Origin of the sequence: Endozoicomonas sp. SCSIO W0465 (assembly GCF_023716865.1) — a bacterium.
Lineage (GTDB): Bacteria > Pseudomonadota > Gammaproteobacteria > Pseudomonadales > Endozoicomonadaceae > Endozoicomonas.
Window position 1 is genome coordinate 5,138,022 of the sequence record NZ_CP092417.1, and the last position, 17,168, is coordinate 5,155,189.

Annotated in this window: 14 protein-coding genes; 8 read left to right on the plus strand and 6 right to left on the minus strand. The window is 49.2% G+C overall.

The window, feature by feature from the left end:
• The first annotated feature begins 3 nt into the window (after window positions 1–3).
• Complete coding sequence (locus MJO57_RS22935) at window positions 4–732, plus strand: hypothetical protein (RefSeq protein ID WP_252019021.1); 729 nt, start codon at window positions 4–6, stop codon at window positions 730–732.
• A gap of 195 nt (window positions 733–927) precedes the next feature.
• Here MJO57_RS22935 and MJO57_RS22940 read toward each other — a convergent pair whose 3' ends face one another.
• The gene (locus MJO57_RS22940) at window positions 928–1,527 is read right to left on the minus strand and encodes a YecA family protein (protein WP_252019023.1); all 600 of its coding nucleotides are present in this window, start codon (window positions 1,525–1,527) and stop codon (window positions 928–930) included.
• 211 nt (window positions 1,528–1,738) lie between these two features.
• Here MJO57_RS22940 and recQ point away from each other — a divergent pair, with 211 nt between their 5' ends.
• Window positions 1,739–3,541 carry a DNA helicase RecQ gene (recQ, locus tag MJO57_RS22945; RefSeq protein WP_252019024.1) on the plus strand — a complete coding sequence of 601 codons (1,803 nt, stop codon included), beginning with the start codon at window positions 1,739–1,741 and terminating at the stop codon, window positions 3,539–3,541.
• Here recQ and MJO57_RS22950 read toward each other — a convergent pair.
• Entirely contained in the window at window positions 3,487–4,026 is a 540-nt protein-coding gene (locus MJO57_RS22950; RefSeq protein ID WP_252019026.1) for a SprT family zinc-dependent metalloprotease, read from the minus strand. The two genes, recQ and MJO57_RS22950, sit on opposite strands and share 55 nt — an antisense overlap.
• Before the next feature lie 81 nt (window positions 4,027–4,107).
• A complete protein-coding gene (locus MJO57_RS22955; protein ID WP_252019028.1) occupies window positions 4,108–7,374 on the minus strand; it encodes a PAS domain-containing sensor histidine kinase in 3,267 nt (1,088 codons plus the stop codon).
• Window positions 7,375–7,650: 276 nt separating this feature from the next.
• On the opposite strand from MJO57_RS22955, the gene MJO57_RS22960 reads away from it, so the two are divergent.
• On the plus strand, window positions 7,651–9,012 hold the full coding sequence (locus tag MJO57_RS22960; RefSeq protein ID WP_252017318.1) for an ISNCY family transposase: 1,362 nt from the start codon (window positions 7,651–7,653) through the stop codon (window positions 9,010–9,012).
• 609 nt (window positions 9,013–9,621) lie between these two features.
• On the opposite strand, the gene MJO57_RS22965 is transcribed toward MJO57_RS22960, so the two are convergent.
• The gene (locus tag MJO57_RS22965) at window positions 9,622–10,233 is read right to left on the minus strand and encodes a Yip1 family protein (protein WP_252019030.1); all 612 of its coding nucleotides are present in this window, start codon (window positions 10,231–10,233) and stop codon (window positions 9,622–9,624) included.
• 279 nt (window positions 10,234–10,512) lie between these two features.
• Here MJO57_RS22965 and MJO57_RS22970 point away from each other — a divergent pair, with 279 nt between their 5' ends.
• The 4 genes from MJO57_RS22970 to MJO57_RS22985 all read left to right on the plus strand — a co-directional run bounded on the left by MJO57_RS22970 (window position 10,513) and on the right by MJO57_RS22985 (window position 14,715).
• Entirely contained in the window at window positions 10,513–11,322 is an 810-nt protein-coding gene (locus tag MJO57_RS22970; RefSeq protein WP_252019032.1) for a glucosaminidase domain-containing protein, read from the plus strand.
• 47 nt (window positions 11,323–11,369) lie between these two features.
• On the plus strand, window positions 11,370–12,233 hold the full coding sequence (locus MJO57_RS22975; protein WP_252019034.1) for a DUF547 domain-containing protein: 864 nt from the start codon (window positions 11,370–11,372) through the stop codon (window positions 12,231–12,233).
• 157 nt (window positions 12,234–12,390) lie between these two features.
• A complete protein-coding gene (locus MJO57_RS22980; RefSeq protein ID WP_252019036.1) occupies window positions 12,391–13,152 on the plus strand; it encodes a DUF547 domain-containing protein in 762 nt (253 codons plus the stop codon).
• Window positions 13,153–13,200: 48 nt separating this feature from the next.
• Window positions 13,201–14,715 carry an IS66 family transposase gene (locus tag MJO57_RS22985; protein ID WP_252017330.1) on the plus strand — a complete coding sequence of 505 codons (1,515 nt, stop codon included), beginning with the start codon at window positions 13,201–13,203 and terminating at the stop codon, window positions 14,713–14,715.
• On the opposite strand, the gene MJO57_RS22990 is transcribed toward MJO57_RS22985, so the two are convergent.
• Window positions 14,682–15,137, minus strand: coding sequence for a transposase (locus tag MJO57_RS22990; RefSeq protein WP_252019037.1), 456 nt, complete (start codon window positions 15,135–15,137; stop codon window positions 14,682–14,684). The two genes, MJO57_RS22985 and MJO57_RS22990, sit on opposite strands and share 34 nt — an antisense overlap.
• A gap of 104 nt (window positions 15,138–15,241) precedes the next feature.
• On the opposite strand from MJO57_RS22990, the gene MJO57_RS22995 reads away from it, so the two are divergent.
• Window positions 15,242–16,579, plus strand: coding sequence for a transposase (locus tag MJO57_RS22995; protein WP_252017304.1), 1,338 nt, complete (start codon window positions 15,242–15,244; stop codon window positions 16,577–16,579).
• Window positions 16,580–16,691: 112 nt separating this feature from the next.
• Here the strand turns inward: MJO57_RS22995 and MJO57_RS23000 are convergent, their stop codons facing one another.
• Window positions 16,692–17,096, minus strand: coding sequence for a DUF6444 domain-containing protein (locus MJO57_RS23000; RefSeq protein ID WP_252019039.1), 405 nt, complete (start codon window positions 17,094–17,096; stop codon window positions 16,692–16,694).
• Window positions 17,097–17,168: the final 72 nt, after the last annotated feature.

Here is a 17,168-nt window from a genome sequence, read left to right on the forward strand (position 1 = left end):
AATATGAATGGTACAACCATCTCAAACTTCTTTGACAAAGACAGACTTGCCAGCACATCCCATGGACTGCCTGATGGCCAACCGACAGAAACACCGGGCAATATTCAGCGGATTCTGGGCTGTCCAGTTCTTCTTTACGATTACACGGGCACCGGAATCAACAAAAGGGCGGGACTTTTACGCTACGCTCCTGCGGCCACTGGCGAAACAGTAATCAAGGATGCCATGGCCGTCCTGCACACGGCACTGAACCAACCCGGCATTGACAACATCACACTGATGGGAAGTTCATTGGGTGGCGGCGTTGCCACAGTTGCCCTGGAACGCTATCTCAGTAATCTGGGTGAAGATGAGGCAATACGAACCAAAAAACGCCTTACCCTGGTTAACCATGACTCCTACAGCACCACTTCAAGAGTCGTCATTCCACAATTCCCCGAATTTGCCGACACCCTGGGTTGGTTGTGTGGTGCTCACATTGACGCAGCCACCCCCATGAAACAGTTGGTGGAATACCACAAGGTGAACACAATCATTCTCTCACGGGAAAGCGATCATACGATTCGCAAGGGATCCCGGATGTACGAAATGTTTGCCAATGCTGCGGCAAAAGAAAGCCATTTATCGTGGTACCATAGTAAACTTCCCGGGCACTCAGGCCTTTCTGAAGACCAGGCTGCCTTTCTTAAAAGAAAAATGCGTGATGGCTCCGAAAAAGAATCAGTCGTATAAGAGTGATCACGGCACCGTACATCATCCATTGCAAACCACGGTCAGAAACAGAACAATACCGATCCCCCGCAATGCCAGGAAAGTAGCAGTCGGCAGACTCTCACAGATTCGGGATGGCAGGAAAGAAGTCCGGGCAACTCAGCTTGAAGTTGCCAGGTGCAACCAGAAGCATTCCCGGTTGCCAGCCAGACCCAACTATGAACGGCGTTTTCCGGATGGGTGGGGCTTTTTCTCTTCCGGTGCGTTGAAGATCAGGTAAAGTTCCATCAACACTTCGGGAATCTGGCTGCACATATCCTCTGTGAGCTTGCTGTCCCTGCGAATATCCTGAAACTCCTGTTCATCATCAAACAGGCCTGAGGCCAGCATGATCGGCAGCAGGAGTTCACAGACCTCCTGTTCACTGGTTCCGAACCAGACGTCTTCATCGAGGAAGTGAGCCACCATAAAACCGGTGCACCAGTTGGCAAGGGCTTCATCGTCGTGGTCTTCCAGCTCTTCGGATTCGCAGGAGAGGAAAAAACCCTCATCTTCGTCGTTAAATCCCCGGTCGATGGTCGTTTGCATTCTGGCAATAAGTTCATTCAACTCATTGGCACTGGCTGCCGGAAGCTCAACCTCACCATCAAAAATACTCTCGTTCCGTACCTGCTCGGTCAGGTCTATGGGGCAGATGGTCAGGGCTGTCAGGAAACCGTGGAGACCATGGTAGTCAAGAGTTCCGGTTTCGCTGCCATCATCAGATTCAGTGAAAGGCTGTAACAGCGCTTCCACAGAAGCACGGGTATTGGACATAGAGAGTATCCTGAAAATGTGAAATGGGATTTTACTCTGGCTTTGCCGGGTATAAAAGCCGTCAATTTCAGGTGTTTTACCGATGTGTGAGTGCCATGCCGGCACAGTGCTGTGAAAACCCGGATAAAGTATCGGGCTCATGATGAAATTGATGATCGGACTCCTTATACTGTCACTTTACCCGAAATTTTGCCTGAAACTTTGTCTTTAGATGTCTGATCCTGCCCTGGATATTTTAAAAAATACATTTGGTTACCCATCCTTTCGAGGATTCCAGCAAGAAGTGATTCATGAAATCGTTGCTGGTCGTGATGCCCTGGTATTGATGCCTACAGGGGGAGGGAAATCGCTCTGTTACCAGATACCCGCGTTATTAAGAGGTGGTACGGCAGTTGTCGTTTCACCGTTGATCGCATTAATGGATGATCAGATCAACAGCCTCCGGGAACTGGGTATTCGTGCTGATTGCCTGCACTCTGCCATGATTCCGGAAGACCGGCTTCAGGTTGAGCGGGAACTGCTGATCGGTGACCTTGATTTATTGTATGTAGCACCCGAAAGGCTGCTGACTGAGTCTATGCAGCGGCTGCTGGATCAGATTCAGGTGGCTTTGTTTGCTATTGATGAGGCGCACTGTGTTTCTCAGTGGGGGCACGATTTCCGGCCGGAATACCTGCAGCTCTCCTGTTTGCAAACTCGGTTTCCCGGGGTTCCCAGAATTGCCCTGACAGCGACTGCTGATCAGAGAACCCGCCGGGAAATCTGTGAACGACTGGGGCTTGGAACCGCCCGGGTATTTACGGACAGCTTTAACCGGCCCAATATTTTCTACCGGATCAGCCAGAAGAAGCAGGGTAAACAGCAGTTACTGAACTTTCTTAATAAAGAGCATCCCGAAGATTCCGGAATTGTTTATTGCCTTTCCCGTAAGAAAGTGGAGCAGACTGCCCAGTGGTTGGCGCAGTCAGGGCGAAAGGCGCTGCCCTACCATGCCGGGCTTTCACCGGAAGAACGGCGGGCCAACCAGCACCGGTTTATCGTCGAAGAAGGGATCATCATTGTCGCAACCATTGCCTTTGGAATGGGGATTGATAAACCGGATGTCCGGTTTGTTGCCCACCTCGACCTGCCAAGAAGTATTGAAGCCTATTATCAGGAGACCGGACGTGCAGGCCGGGATGGTCTGCCCGCTACCGCCTGGATGGTTTATGGCCTGCAGGATGTGGTGCTACTCAAGCAGCTGCATGCTCGCTCCAGCGCCAGTGTGCATATTCAACAGATAGAGCAGCAAAAGCTGGAAGCCATGCTGGCGCTTTGTGAGGTGACCGGATGCAGACGACAGGTGTTGTTGAATTACTTTGATGAGCCTCTGGATAAACCTTGCGGCTATTGTGACTTGTGTCTTGAGCCACCGGAAATATGGGATGGAACCGAAGTTGCCCGCAAGGCGTTGTCCTGTATTTACCGGAGTGGGCAGAGCTTTGGGGTGGCCCATCTTGTGGATATTCTACTGGGGAAAAGTACCCATAAAACCCGCCGCTTTGGTCATGACCGTCTTAGCACCTTCGGCATCGGCACCGAGCTGGATCAGAGCACCTGGCGGTCGGTCTTTCGCCAGCTGGTGGCCAGGGGGTACGTGAATGTGGATCATGACAGTCATGGTGCCCTTAAATTGAACGAGCGTTGCCGTTCACTGCTAAAAGGGGATGAAAGCATTCAGTTGCGTCGTGACCGCTATGAGCCATCGAGAAAGTATGAGAGCGAGTATCGTGAGGTCGGTCGTGTGGTTGTGGAAGAGCATGACCAGCAGTTGTGGGAAGCTTTACGCCAATGGAGACGTACGCATGCTGAAGAACAGAATGTCCCCGCTTATGTCATCCTGAACGACAAGACGCTGATGGAGCTGATAAAGCATCGTCCCCAATCCCGTCTTGAATTGTCAAGAATAACCGGAATAGGTCAATTTAAGCTGGAGAAATACGGTGACGACTTGTTAGAAGTGCTAGGAGGCTGACCGAGAAATTTTAATGGCCCTTTACAGGCTGTGCACAGATAAACCGTTCCCCGCTGGGAGCGGTTGTGACGTACCGTGCTCAGGTGAATCGTCTTGCCATGGCAATGGCATTGATACAGCCACTGCTTCCGGCTGCTTCTTCCCGTGTCATATCGATGACAACGATCCGCGGGAAGTCTGAATACCCTGGCCATTATCCCATGCCATTCTTTCCCGTGGGCACGGATTTTCGGGCCAAACAGTTCATAGGCCAGAAGATGTGCCACCTCATGAGCGACAGTTTGCCGGATAAAGTGCTCACGGTTTTCCTGAAGCAGTACCTTATTAAAGCGAAGCTGATGTTTTTCGATCCACGCCTGACCTGCTGTCTCTCCGGTTAGATCCAGCCGGATATAAGGTTTCCTGAACGGCTTTTGAAAAAAGCTTTCCGCTTCCTGGTACAGCTCAAGAATCCGCTGTTCAATTTGGTGAAGGTCGTTCTGCAATGGTTTGTCTGCTCCCTGTGTTTGTGCAGGAAGCATAGTGGATTGACCGGAATTGTGAAATCCGTAAATGCTTCAATTGAGCTAAGCTGATTCATCCTGACCCGACAGGTTCGCTACCAGTTTCGACAGGGCATCGATATCAAGCTCATCACAACACCTCATTAATTGGTCGAGCCAAAGCTGGGTATCATGGCAATGGGCAAACTCATGGTCGTACAAATGGGCCACAGCATGGCGAATGGCTTCGATATCACCGATCTCGATAAAGGCAGTCAGCTGACGTTCCAGAATCTCAGTCTGAACCACAGGCAGTCCGGGTCGGACAGGGCTTTCGATCCACCCGTCTTCTTCTGCCAGTGGCAATGAAAGTCCGGCAGGGCCAGACCAGTCGACAGGCTCTGTGGCACTGGCTACAGGAAGTGTCAGTACAAAACGGCTTCCGACGTTCAGTTCACTGCTAACTGATAGCGTGCCATGCATGGCCGTCGTAATTCGCTGGCAGATGGCCAGCCCCAGTCCCGTACCCCCTTTCTTCAGTCCGGAAGTACCCTGTCGGAAAGGTGAAAATATTGCCTGAAGCTGATCCCCGGCAATCCCTGAACCGGAATCCTGAACTACAAATATCAGCTGCTGCTGACGACTAACTTCCAGGCTAATGCTACCGGCATCGGTAAACTTGATGGCATTACTCAGCAGATTAATAAGGATCTGCTGTATTTTGGTCTCATCACCAATCAAAAACGCCGGTACCTCGCGACCCACGGTCACCTTGAAGTTCAGCTTTTTGGCTTTTGCCTGCTGGGCAACCATTCGGTGAATGGAGTCAATCAGCTCCATCAGGTTGAATGGCCGGGCAACAATCATAAGGTGTCCGGATTCAGCTTTGCTCAAATCAAGAATGTCATTGATCAGGGTGAGCAGATGCTGGCCACAGGCCTGAATACCCTGTAGCTGGTCCTGTTGTTCCGGGGTAAAATTGGGCTGGGTCATCAGCAATTGTGCATAGCCAAGTATGCCGTTTAGTGGGGTGCGCAGCTCATGGCTCATATTGGACAGGAACTGGGTCTTGGCATCGTTGGCGGCCTGGGCCTTGTCCCTGGCATCGGCGAGGGCGGAAGCGGCCCGCCGTTCACGGGTCCGGTCATGGGCCAGTCCCTGAATGGCCACCACTTCACCCTGATCATTCATGGCTGCGGATTCATAGATTTCCAGTGTGGCAATGGTACCGTCGGCCTTGACGATCTCCAGCTGGTAACTGGGATGGCTCCCACCCTGGCACAATATTTTGAATACCTTTGCTGCCATCGTACGGTCACTGTTCCTGTGCAACAACTGTCGCCAGTGCGCCATGAAATATTCCAGATTGTAGCCAAGTATCGTCTGAACCGACGAAGTCACATTGATAAAAGAGCCGTCCAGGTGTTGAGAATAGAATATGTACTCATGTTGCAGCGCATCGATGGTGCGTCGTAAACGTTGTTCACTGGCGTACAGTGCCTCTTCTGCTGCCCGGCGTTTGCGGATGTCACGCATAAGCATTGAGTAGTGCAGGCCATCCGGTGTTTCAATGGCGTTCATGGTCAACTCTACCGGCACCAGTTCCCCGGACCGGGTGACAATATTGATTTCCACTTCGGATTGGCTGGTGCGTACCGCTGACAGTTTTTCTCCGGTGAAGAGCTGATTGTGGTGCTCATCGCCGATAAGTGTGCACAATTGTTTACCCAGCACCATGTTACCCCGGTAGCCAGTCAGAAGCTCCGCCCGGGCGTTAACCATCACTATCACGCCACGGCAATTGGTAATAACCATGGCATCAGGAGCAAACTGCAGCAATCCCCGGAAATGCGCCGCATCAGTGACCCAGCGGGTAATGTTGCGGCCCACCCCTTCGGCACCAATAATCTGGCCCCGGGCATCGTAAATCGGTATTTTGATGATTTCGAAGTGGAACCGGTTGCCGTTTTCGTCGGAGGTTTCCAGCTCGTAGACACTGGTTTCGGCACTGTCCAGTACTCGCCTGGTCTCCTCAAGTGCCTGTTGGTTGCCGGGGGCATCGGAGTACAGCCAGCTGTAATGGTACGTTTCGATGGGGGCAGTCATGCCCGCTGCTGTCCTCATCCACGGACTGAGGTGGGTCATATACCCGTCCCGGTCGTGGGTGAAGTAATAGATACCCTGACCCAGCTTTCCAAGCAGGCGGTCAAAGGATGAAACCCGCTCTGCCCATTGCTGTTCCTGTCGCTGCTGCAGTCGGTGAGTTATGCGGGCGATAAACTGGCGTATATGGAACAGATCGTGCTGGCAGCCCAATGGGTCGGCGATGGATGACTCACCACTGGCGATACTCTCCAGTGATTGCCCAATGGAACTGAACAGCTTGCTGAGCTGGCCGGCCATTAGCCAGATCAGCATGGCAGCCAGCAACTGTACAACAATAAAGGTAATAATTTTTGGCAGCAATCCATGAAGGCCGGAGGTGGATAGCAGCAACGACAAGCCCAGCCCCCCCTCGCCAAACGGTTGGTGAATGTGTAAAAAGGTGCTGCCATTGAACATGCTGCCATTACTGTTGCAGCTATTGGAATTACTGTTACTCCGGAGCAGGCAGTGGCTGGCGTCATCATACTGTTGCCTGAGATCTTCAGGGATCTGAAGGCTATCCAGTTCAAACAGTGGTTCGCGAGCGCTATCGAGCAGGAATAAATAAGCGTTCATGCCCATCAGGACCGCTCGCTCCCTGAGGAAATCTACCATGGATACAAAGCTCAGCACCGCCACCCGGTGATGGTCAATAGTTGTGTAGCGGACGTAGAAGAATCCTTGCTCACCAGAGAGCTGGCCAGCCTGCATCAGGGGGAGAGGATAAATGCCGCTATGATGGCCCTGGCGGATGCCCGTGCCCAGCCACTGCTGCAAATCCTGGCGATAATCGGCAGACATCGGTGGCCAGAGAACAGCCTCGCTGCTATTGGCAATCCACTGAAGGGAATGGTCGGCCTGCTGGATAATAATGGCCGTTCCCGGTTGCAGGGCCTGCTGATCGGACAGAATGTTGAGAGCCTGTTGTGCTAGCGTAGCCGAGGGTTGTTCTGCCGGTGATATCCCCGGTTCAGAGGCCAGTACCTGCAATTGTTGGCTGACTTTTTCTCCCTGTTGCCTGGCGAGGGAAAAATGGGTGTTGATCTGGCGAACAACCTGTGTAGTGGCTATCTCCAGATTGTGCTCCAGGTAGCTCTGTTCACGGTTGAAATCGTACGTCTGCAACAGGACAAAAAGCAGGTTATAGAACAGTGCAGCGGGGACTACAGCAAGCAGGAATATTTTTTTTCGAATAGACAGGTACACGGGCAGGCTCTGGATGACCAAAATCATAAACGGCAGGCATATTGGTCACAATCCTGTGCCGAACTGCCTGGGCACTTTGTAGGCGGCAGCCTGAATTATTCTGAACAATATCTGATGCCTGTTTGATTGGATATAGCTAGTTCTCGTCCAAAAACACAACCAATTGAAAACTGTAGATTTTATCCTGAAAAATTAAGTGGAGCCCTACTGCTATCTGGCGACTAAACTTCCCAAGAGCAAGAAACATAAGGGATTGCCAAAAACAGAGGACTCCAAATGCGCAAAAAACGCAACCCGCAGTGTAGTATGGAACTCCATTACGTACCTCATGAAATCTGCTCCCAGCTTTCCGGTATCTCGCAATGGCTTGACGCCCATCCACAGTTCAATGACTGGATTTATGAGGACTTAAGTTCTGGTGATAAACAGAACACTGGGCGGAACGGACTATCAGCAGAATCCGTTCTTCGTGCGGCACTCCTGAAACAGTATTTGAATTGTGATTATGACTACTTGTCGTTTGTTTTGATGGACTCCATGCTCTTTCGAGACTTTTGTCGCCTCGAACCAAACCAGCGCCCCAGTCGCTCCAGTTTGCATGGGCTCATCAGCCTTCTTACTGCATCTACATGGGAACGGATTAATAACTGTCAGCTAATGACCGCTAAAGATCAGGGTATTGAAAAAGGGCGCACTGTGGCTATTGACAGCACAGTCACCGAATCGGATATCAAACCTCCTTGCGACAGTGATCTTTTAGCCAGTTCCGTTAAAGAAATTTGTCGGCTGCTGGAACGGGGACAAACACTGACAGCGACACCGCTTTATGAATATACCCATCACAACCGAGCCGTAAAAGATGCGGCCAGAAAATGCATCTACGCTGGCAAAGAAGAGCGGCATCAGCATTATAAAAAACTGCTGCAGTTGACCCGAAAATCCCGGAAGGTACTTATCGAAGCTACTGTCACGCTAGCAAACGCCCGTCAGCAGGGGCAGTGTCTCCTGGCTGATGATGCCGACAAGTGGCAGGCCGATGTGGATCACCTGTTACCCCTGGTGGATGCAATAGTCTCCCAGACAGAGCGCAGGGTCTTTAAGGGTGAAAAGGTGCCAGCCCAGGAAAAAGTGGTTAGCCTGTATGAACCCCATACGGATATCATCGTAAAAGACAGGCGGCAAGTACAGTATGGCCATAAACTGAACCTGGTTCAGGGAAAAAGTCGATTGATCCTGGACCTGGTTATTGAGGAAGGTAACCCAGCGGATTCGGACCAATTCATTCCGATGATGGAAAGACAAAAAGAAATTTATGGTCGTGTACCTCGCCAGACAAGCGGTGACGGCGGATACGCGTGTCGCGCTAATTTGGAAAAAGCCAAGGCCATGGGAATCAGCGATGTAGCTTTTAATAAGAAGCGCGGACTTGAAGTCGAAGAGATGACTAAAAGTCAGTATGTGTATAAAACGCTCTTTCGCTTCCGGGCAGGTATTGAAGCGGGAATTTCGTGGCTAAAGAGATGTTTTGGGCTATCACGTTGCCACTGCAAGGGTTCTGAGCGTTTTGATTCTCATTGCTGGTTATCGGTGGTCTGTTACAACCTGGTGATTCTGGCCAGACACCCGGCACCATCCTGATAGCCACCTCCACGCTACATGAAAGTACCTTTCCAGCATGGTGGGAGGATGTTTTCTGCCTGCTTTTCGCGTTTTTCTCCAATATCCGTCCCAGATTAGAGAAAAAAAGGGAAGAGTTTTTGCGGCTCTCTGGAATTTCAGGAAATATCAAAACGCACGTACAATCTAATTATGATTGCCTGATGCGTTTTTGGACGAGAACTAGCTAAAAATCGAGAGTTGCTGTGCAGAAAACCGATGGGCAGGATGTCGCAGGAACTGGAAAACCTCATATCATCTTCGGGCGGAAGCACTATTTGAACCAATGGAACCGCTGTTATTCCTGAGGTGCTGAATCAGGAGGTTGCCATGATAGCCTGGTAATGCTTGTGTTAAGTTCACCTGCGCAGGCTGCATTTGGCAACTTGTTCTTTGAGACTGTCATACGCATGACCTGACGTTCCAGCTGAGCAAGTGACTGTGTACCTCTCTTAATCCATGATACGAAATCGGTGAATTTCGACGGTGCGCTGACTCAGACTAATAGATGCTGACAGCGCACTTCGCTTCCTTTAGTACGAATGAGTTCATCACATTGATACCGTGAACTAACCCGGCGCTGCAGAAGCCTTAATAACTCTGGACATATTCAGGCCCAATGCCCATACCCCAGAAAATAACGGTAGTGATCATGATGGACACCAGAACGACCAATCCAATACAGAGAACCGAACTGGCATAGATAAAGCCCTGCTCTTGAGGAATTTTCATAAAAATATGGAGACCACTGTACAGAAGATAGGCTGTGGCAGAGACAGCAACAGTACCGGCAATAATAGCCAGCCAAAGCGATGGATAGAGGCCGCAGATACCGATCAGAAAGAGTGGGTAGGCAGTATAGCAGGTAAATGCCGTGCAATCGGTCAGTGAAGGATCACTGTTGAAGTTACTACTCATCCAGTGGATAAACCAGCTCATGACGGCAACCCCGCAAATCATTGCCATCCAGGCCAGGATGGCCATCCACAGGGCACTTTCCGGTGTGAGTCTGACCACATTGATACTTCCGGGAAGGCTCCAGCCAACCAGCGTCGTACCCATGTAAGTGCAGAAAGCGGGTAAGGCTGCCAGCCAGATGATTTGACCAAGGTAAAGCTGGATCAGCCCGGGCGGATTCTTCCGAATGCTGATCCATTCGTTGTCGGGCTCAGTGAGCAAGCCCCAGAAATGGCTTAGGATCATAACAGTGCCTCCATGTATTCTGCCGGAGCCGGGCCGTTTCTTCCGCTGAAATGACATGAGCAGTGGTGGATACTGATACTGACCGGCGGTTAACCTTTGTTATTATTATTGGCTCTCTGCAGGGGGTTTCCACCGCAGAACCGCGTTAAGCCGCACATCCAGTGTTGTCATATTTCGCCTGAATTGTAAAGAAGTTGGGCATTATTTTGAGGATATTCTGCCATTTCCGGCGGTTAGCCTTTATCCTGCTGTTAACCGGGATGCTTTACTGAGGAACTTATGCTCAATAAGATTGATAAAGTGATGCTGGGAGTTTTGCTGGCATTACCTCTGGTGTCGTTGGGAATTCATTACCAGGATGCGGATGAAGCTGCAGTAGCATCTGAACCTGTGGCGGTTGCCGAGGTAGAAACGTTGTCTGTTTTGGCTATACCGGATTTTGCCAGCATGGTTGATGTCAAAGCCAAAAAACGTGCTTTTTTTGGCTTCTTGTTGCCCATAGTCCAACAAGAGAATGATACGATTTTACAACATCGTCAGAGGATTATTGCGTTATCCTCCCTGTCAGCGCTGACGGAACAAGACCAGTCATGGCTGGCTGATATGGGCAGAAAATACCGGTTACCTGATATTGCAACCTTTGATGCAAGGTTTTTTGCGGCGTTGCTGAGCCGTGTTGATACGATTCCTGCTTCGCTTGCCCTGGCTCAGTCGGCCAATGAAAGCGCGTGGGGGACTTCAAGGTTTGCCCGCCAAGGTAATAACTTCTTTGGTCAGTGGTGTTTTACCCCGGGCTGCGGCATTGTGCCAGCGGCTCGCCCAGCAGGAGAAACCTATGAAGTTCAGATGTTTGAGGATGTTGCGGCTTCGGTCCGTGCTTATATGCACAACCTGAATACCAATCATCAGTACCAGGCGATGCGACAGATTCGTGAGCAGAGGAGAATCAGTCAGGAGTCGGTCACCGGAGCTGATCTGGCCCATGGTTTGCAGGCATATTCCATAAGGGGTAAAGCATATATTGAGGAACTGCTTTCCATGATCAACAGTAATAAACTACTGCAGTATGATGTAAATGATCCAGGTTAGCATGTGAACTGTGGGTGAAAAATAATAACCAGGGAGAAGGCATTCCCATGACCCTAACTTATATCAATTCTGATTCGCTTCATTTTGGCTTTGCAAATTTATGGAGGCAAGTAAAAGCATTTACGCTTTTTGGCTTCTTACTCATCGTTCCGGACCTGGCCATGGCAGCCCCTGCCAGCAGGTACTGGGCAATCTGGGACAACAGCAACCCGGATTCTTCCCTGGTGATCAACCACCACCTCTGGCAGGAGATACTGGATGCTTATCTGGTACTTCGTCCGGATGGAAACCGCTTTCGCTACAGGGCTGTCAGTCAGGAAGATCGTGACAAGCTCAAGCAATACCTTATGGAAATATCCTCTCTGGATCCAAGGACGTACGCAAAGGCAGAGCAGAAAGCTTATTGGATCAATCTCTACAACGCATTAACGGTTGATCTGGTGCTCGAACACTACCCGGTTAAATCCATTACCAAAATTGGCCCGTGGTATCGCTTTGGTCCGTGGGATATGGATGTCACCCGTGTAGCAGGCCAACAGCTGACTTTGAACGATATTGAGCACAGGATTCTCAGGCCACTATGGGAAGATAGCCGGATTCATTATGCGGTGAACTGTGCCAGCATGGGTTGTCCGGATTTGTCGGCAACGGTCTTTACAGCTGCCAATACCGATCACTTGCTTGATGAACTTGCCAGCCGCTTTATCCGACAGGAAAAAGGCATGAGCTGGGTAGATGGCAGGCTGACACTATCCCGTATCTATGAATGGTATGAAAAGGATTTTGTTGATCAGGAGGGGGTTGTTTTACACCTGCTCAGGTTTGCTTCCCGGAGTAACGCCATACGACTCAAAAAATACACAGGTATTATTCAGTATCAGTATGACTGGGGATTGAATGAGCTGAAGTAGTCAGTTTCTCTGCCGATCACCTTTCTTGATCAGTCCAATGGACTTAAGTGGCCCAGGAGCCTGTTGGATTTAACGGATCGTACCGATAACCAATCCGGGAGGCACCCGAAGCATTATTAATGGATGGCTCTTAAATAACGCCAGGAAGGTGCCATGTATGGCCAGATGCGTCGTTTCTGCCCTGCTCTTATTGTTCAGTTTGTTCAGCGTTGCTGTTCAGGCGGTTCCATCCCCGGATCGCTGGTCATATTGGGATAAGGTTGACAAAAACAGTGAGAAGGTTGTCGATCACTCAGAATGGCAAAAATTTCTTGATCGCTATGTGAAGCTCTCTGAATCAACCGGAATGTTCATGGTTGAGTATGGTCGTGTTACAAAAACAGACAAGGAACGATTAGATACTTATCTCCACGCTATAGCGCAACAGGACCCCAGAACGCTTAACCGCAATGAGCAGCAGGCCTATTGGATAAACCTCTATAATGCGTTAACCGTTGATCTGATCCTTGATTACTACCCGGTAAAATCCATAACCCGGCTGGGAAAAGGATGGTTCCGTATGGGGCCATGGAAGGATGAACTTATTAAGATTGCCGGTCAAAATATCTCCCTGCATGACATTGAACATCGGATTCTCCGCCCTATCTGGAACAATCCCCGAATTCACTATGCCTTAAACTGCGCCAGTATTGGTTGCCCTGATTTATTGCCAGATCCGTTTCAGGGGAGAAGGATTGACGATCAGTTGGCAGACGCTGCCAGGCGGTTTATCAATCAGAAAAAAGGAGCTGCTTTTGTCAATGGCCGTCTTGTGCTTTCCAGCATTTTTGATTGGTATGAAGATGACTTTATTGATGAGGATGGTGTTTTAAAAGAGAGTAACTGTTCAGCACCCCCACATAAATCTGGAATTTTCTGATTTTTATACCATCCTCTTAAGCACCATTTTTCCACAATATTCGCCAGCATGATTCCAGAACTACCCGCAACTATGTCGGCTGAGATTCTCTTGAAAGAGAATGCAGAGCTGCGGATGAGAGTTGCCTGTCTGGAAGAGCGATGTCGAGAATTGGAAGAAAAGGTTGGCAAGAACAGTCAAAACAGCAGCAAGCCGCCATCGTCTGATGGTTATCAAAAACCTTGTAAAAACAGTAATTCTCCAGATCATTCTGACGACCTTTCCGCAGATAAAGGTACCGATCCATCGGATGAAAAACCCAATCCTAAAAGTCTGAGACAGTCTTCTGGTAATAAAGCCGGTGGAAAGAAAGGGCATCAGGGCACTTGTCTTAAACAGGTCGATATCCCTGACTATATTGAGTACCTTCCGGTTAAAGAATGCAATAAATGTCAGGCGTCTCTTCTTGATAGTGAGCCGGTCAAATATATTGAACGACAGGTGTTTGAACCAGGGAGACCGGGTGAATTTGAAGTAACGGCCCATAGAGCTGAAGTAAAAATCTGCACTTGTGGTTGTCGGAATCAGGCTGAATTCCCGGAAGGTGTTACCGCTGCCGCACAATATGGCTCAGCCACACAGGCTATGGCCGTCTATCTTAACCAATACCATTTCCTGCCTTTTAAGCGCGTGTCAGAGTATTTTAATACTCTCTATAAAATGAGTGTAAGTGCAGGCACTGTCGCCAATTTTGTGGCCAGAACCTATGAAAATCTGGCTTCTACTGAAGAGGTTATTCGTGACGCCTTGCGGGAATCGTCTGTTGCCGGAGCCGATGAAACGGGTATGCGGGCCGAGGGCTCTTTGCACTGGCTACACGTTATGCGGGATGAACAATGGACGCTCTACTACTTGTCTGAAAAGCGAGGTCGTGAGGCCATGGACACGATGGGCATACTGCTAACATTTGCAGGCGTTCTGGTTCATGATCATTGGAAATCCTATTTTGCATATGCGGCAACTCACGTACTTTGCAATGCCCATCACCTGAGGGAGCTTTTGGGTGTTGTTGATAGGGACAGCAATCAACTGGCGTTGCGATTGATGAAGCTACTGAGGCTTTCCTGGCATTACTGCAAGGGCTTTAAGACCATAGGTATGCTACAGATGCCAAGTGTTGTCTGTGAACGAATCGAGAAGATTTATGACCGGTTGCTTCAGCGGGCTCTAATGAAAGAAGTCGTCTATATGGAGAAGCAACGAGAGGAGCTTAAGCGCAAGAAAGTCAAGAATACTAAAGCTTACAATCTCTTCAAACGACTCACTGAGTTCAAGGCTGAGACACTGCGCTTCATGTCAGATTTTACCATTCCCTTCGATAACAATGGCAGTGAGCGGGATGTTCGAATGGCCAAGTTAAAGCAGAAAATCTCAGGCTGCTTCAGGAGTGCAGACGGTGGTTCTATGTTTGCACGGATTCGCAGCTATTTGTCGTCTGCCAGAAAACAGGGAATGGACATATATCAATCACTTCATAGAGCTGTTCGGAATTACTGTAATATGCCTTTGCTCAGTGCTGAATAGTTACCAGACAAGTAGTAGAGCGTCCATTGTTCATCCCGCATAACGTGTAGCCAGTGCAAAGAGCCCTCGGCCCGCATACCCGTTTCATCGGCTCCGGCAACAGACGATTCCCGCAAGGCGTCACGAATAACCTCTTCAGTAGAAGCCAGATTTTCATAGGTTCTGGCCACAAAATTGGCGACAGTGCCTGCACTTACACTCATTTTATAGAGAGTATTAAAATACTCTGACACGCGCTTAAAAGGCAGGAAATGGTATTGGTTAAGATAGACGGCCATAGCCTGTGTGGCTGAGCCATATTGTGCGGCAGCGGTAACACCTTCCGGGAATTCAGCCTGATTCCGACAACCACAAGTGCAGATTTTTACTTCAGCTCTATGGGCCGTTACTTCAAATTCACCCGGTCTCCCTGGTTCAAACACCTGTCGTTCAATATATTTGACCGGCTCACTATCAAGAACTCGACTTTAGAGTTTTAAGAGCACAATAGTTCCGGCGCATAATCTGCTAAAAGCAACCATCCCCAATGACGAAATTCGAGATGGTTGCCATGCTCACTTCAGATCATCAAGTAATCCTCAGGGAGCTCGCTTCATATACAACCTTTCTTGCTGGAGCGCTATCATCAACTGCAGTACCAACGTTCTGCGAACTGCTGTTCGGTTGCATGCTTTCAGCCGACGGCTTTGTTACACAGGCGTTGTTAACAATTGATTTTCATTGTGTGTGGAGCAGCTACCACCACTGGCTATCTCAGGGCAAGTGGCAATGGAAGAACTTGGCACGCCACTTGATCCGTCTGGTCTGCTCCAAAGCTCCTGAGAATCAACCTGTGGTCCTGGGGCTTGATGACTGGGTAATCGAACGGTTTTCCGACAAAGCCCCTGCTTGTCGTACACATCATCAACACAGCAAGAAACGCAATCGGCCGACGTACATCTGGGGGCAGTGTTGGGTTTCCCTGGCCATCATATTTGAGCGGGCTGCAGATGAAGTATTTACCGCCATACCGGTGATCTCATTTCCGACACCAGCTTCAGGTAACACCAGCAAACTGAAAATTGCCGTGGCCATGCTCAGGGTGGTACGCAATGAAGTGAAGGATCGAGTGCTACGCCTGCTAACCGATTGCTGGTATATGAACTGGACACTGATAAAGCCAGCTCTGGAAATGAACATAGAAGTTGTTGGTCAGATACCTTCAAATCGGGCCCTCTATGCTTTGCCGCCAGCACCCACCGTAAAGAAGCGAGGGCGCCCAAAAAAGTACGGCATCAAGATGACGACAGAACAGGTTAAGAAACTGCCGGAAGAAAAAGCAACAGTATGGATGTACGGCAAATTTCGCAAAATACGTTATCGTACCCTGATCTGTCGCGCCAGATTCCTTAAAGGTCGTGAAGTACGCGTCGTCTGGAGTCGCTTTGAAAATGACAAAGGTCTGACCGAAAGCAGAATATTCATCTCGACCAATCCGGAACTTGAGGGACTGGAGGTGCTTCGTGCCTATTCCCGGAGATGGCCGGTAGAGCCAATGTTTCACCAACTCAAACATGCTTTTGGCTGTTGCCATTTATGGCAGCAGAAATTGCGAACACTGCTTCGATGGATGCATTTGAAAATGGCAGGCTATGCATTATTGCAGTTATTAACCGTTTGTAAAAATCAGGCATGTCTGAATATTTCTCGGATACCCTGGAGAAGCCCGGATACAACCACTGCAGGCATGATGAAAATTGCTCTTTCAGGAATTATTCCGAGGTTCTCTATTCGCAAGGGCTGGAACAGATATAAGCAAAAATATGAGTTCAATTTTCGCGATCTGATCGACCAGTTAATACCGGATAATTCAGAAGCAGCATAACTAAAGGCTTTTAGGCAAAAAACGGAAGTAATAACGAACTTGGAAAAACAGTTCACTGATTTCGGCTTGCTTCACTATAAAAAGCTGACCGAATTATCGTTTTATACAGACTCTAAAGTCGAGGAGACGCCTGACATTTATTGCATTCTTTAACCGGAAGGTACTCAATATAGTCAGGGATATCGACCTGTTTAAGACAAGTGCCCTGATGCCCTTTCTTTCCACCGGCTTTATTACCAGAAGACTGTCTCAGACTTTTAGGATTGGGTTTTTCATCCGATGGATCGGTACCTTTATCTGCGGAAAGGTCGTCAGAATGATCTGGAGAATTACTGTTTTTACAAGGTTTTTGATAACCATCAGACGATGGCGGCTTGCTGCTGTTTTGACTGTTCTTGCCAACCTTTTCTTCCAATTCTCGACATCGCTCTTCCAGACAGGCAACTCTCATCCGCAGCTCTGCATTCTCTTTCAAGAGAATCTCAGCCGACATAGTTGCGGGTAGTTCTGGAATCATGCTGGCGAATATTGTGGAAAAATGGTGCTTAAGAGGATGGTATAAAAATCAGAAAATTCCAGATTTATGTGG

What these genes read in the sequence shown, in the direction of transcription:
- MJO57_RS22935 (WP_252019021.1), top strand. Translation starts at nt 4, where the DNA reads ATGAATGGTACAACCATCTCAAACTTCTTTGACAAAGACAGACTTGCC.
- MJO57_RS22940 (WP_252019023.1), bottom strand. Translation starts at nt 1,527, where the DNA reads ATGTCCAATACCCGTGCTTCTGTGGAAGCGCTGTTACAGCCTTTCACT.
- recQ (WP_252019024.1), top strand. Translation starts at nt 1,739, where the DNA reads ATGTCTGATCCTGCCCTGGATATTTTAAAAAATACATTTGGTTACCCA.
- MJO57_RS22960 (WP_252017318.1), top strand. Translation starts at nt 7,651, where the DNA reads ATGCGCAAAAAACGCAACCCGCAGTGTAGTATGGAACTCCATTACGTA.
- MJO57_RS22965 (WP_252019030.1), bottom strand. Translation starts at nt 10,233, where the DNA reads ATGATCCTAAGCCATTTCTGGGGCTTGCTCACTGAGCCCGACAACGAA.
- MJO57_RS22970 (WP_252019032.1), top strand. Translation starts at nt 10,513, where the DNA reads ATGCTCAATAAGATTGATAAAGTGATGCTGGGAGTTTTGCTGGCATTA.
- MJO57_RS22975 (WP_252019034.1), top strand. Translation starts at nt 11,370, where the DNA reads ATGACCCTAACTTATATCAATTCTGATTCGCTTCATTTTGGCTTTGCA.
- MJO57_RS22980 (WP_252019036.1), top strand. Translation starts at nt 12,391, where the DNA reads ATGGCCAGATGCGTCGTTTCTGCCCTGCTCTTATTGTTCAGTTTGTTC.
- MJO57_RS22985 (WP_252017330.1), top strand. Translation starts at nt 13,201, where the DNA reads ATGATTCCAGAACTACCCGCAACTATGTCGGCTGAGATTCTCTTGAAA.
- MJO57_RS22995 (WP_252017304.1), top strand. Translation starts at nt 15,242, where the DNA reads ATGACGAAATTCGAGATGGTTGCCATGCTCACTTCAGATCATCAAGTA.
- MJO57_RS23000 (WP_252019039.1), bottom strand. Translation starts at nt 17,096, where the DNA reads ATGATTCCAGAACTACCCGCAACTATGTCGGCTGAGATTCTCTTGAAA.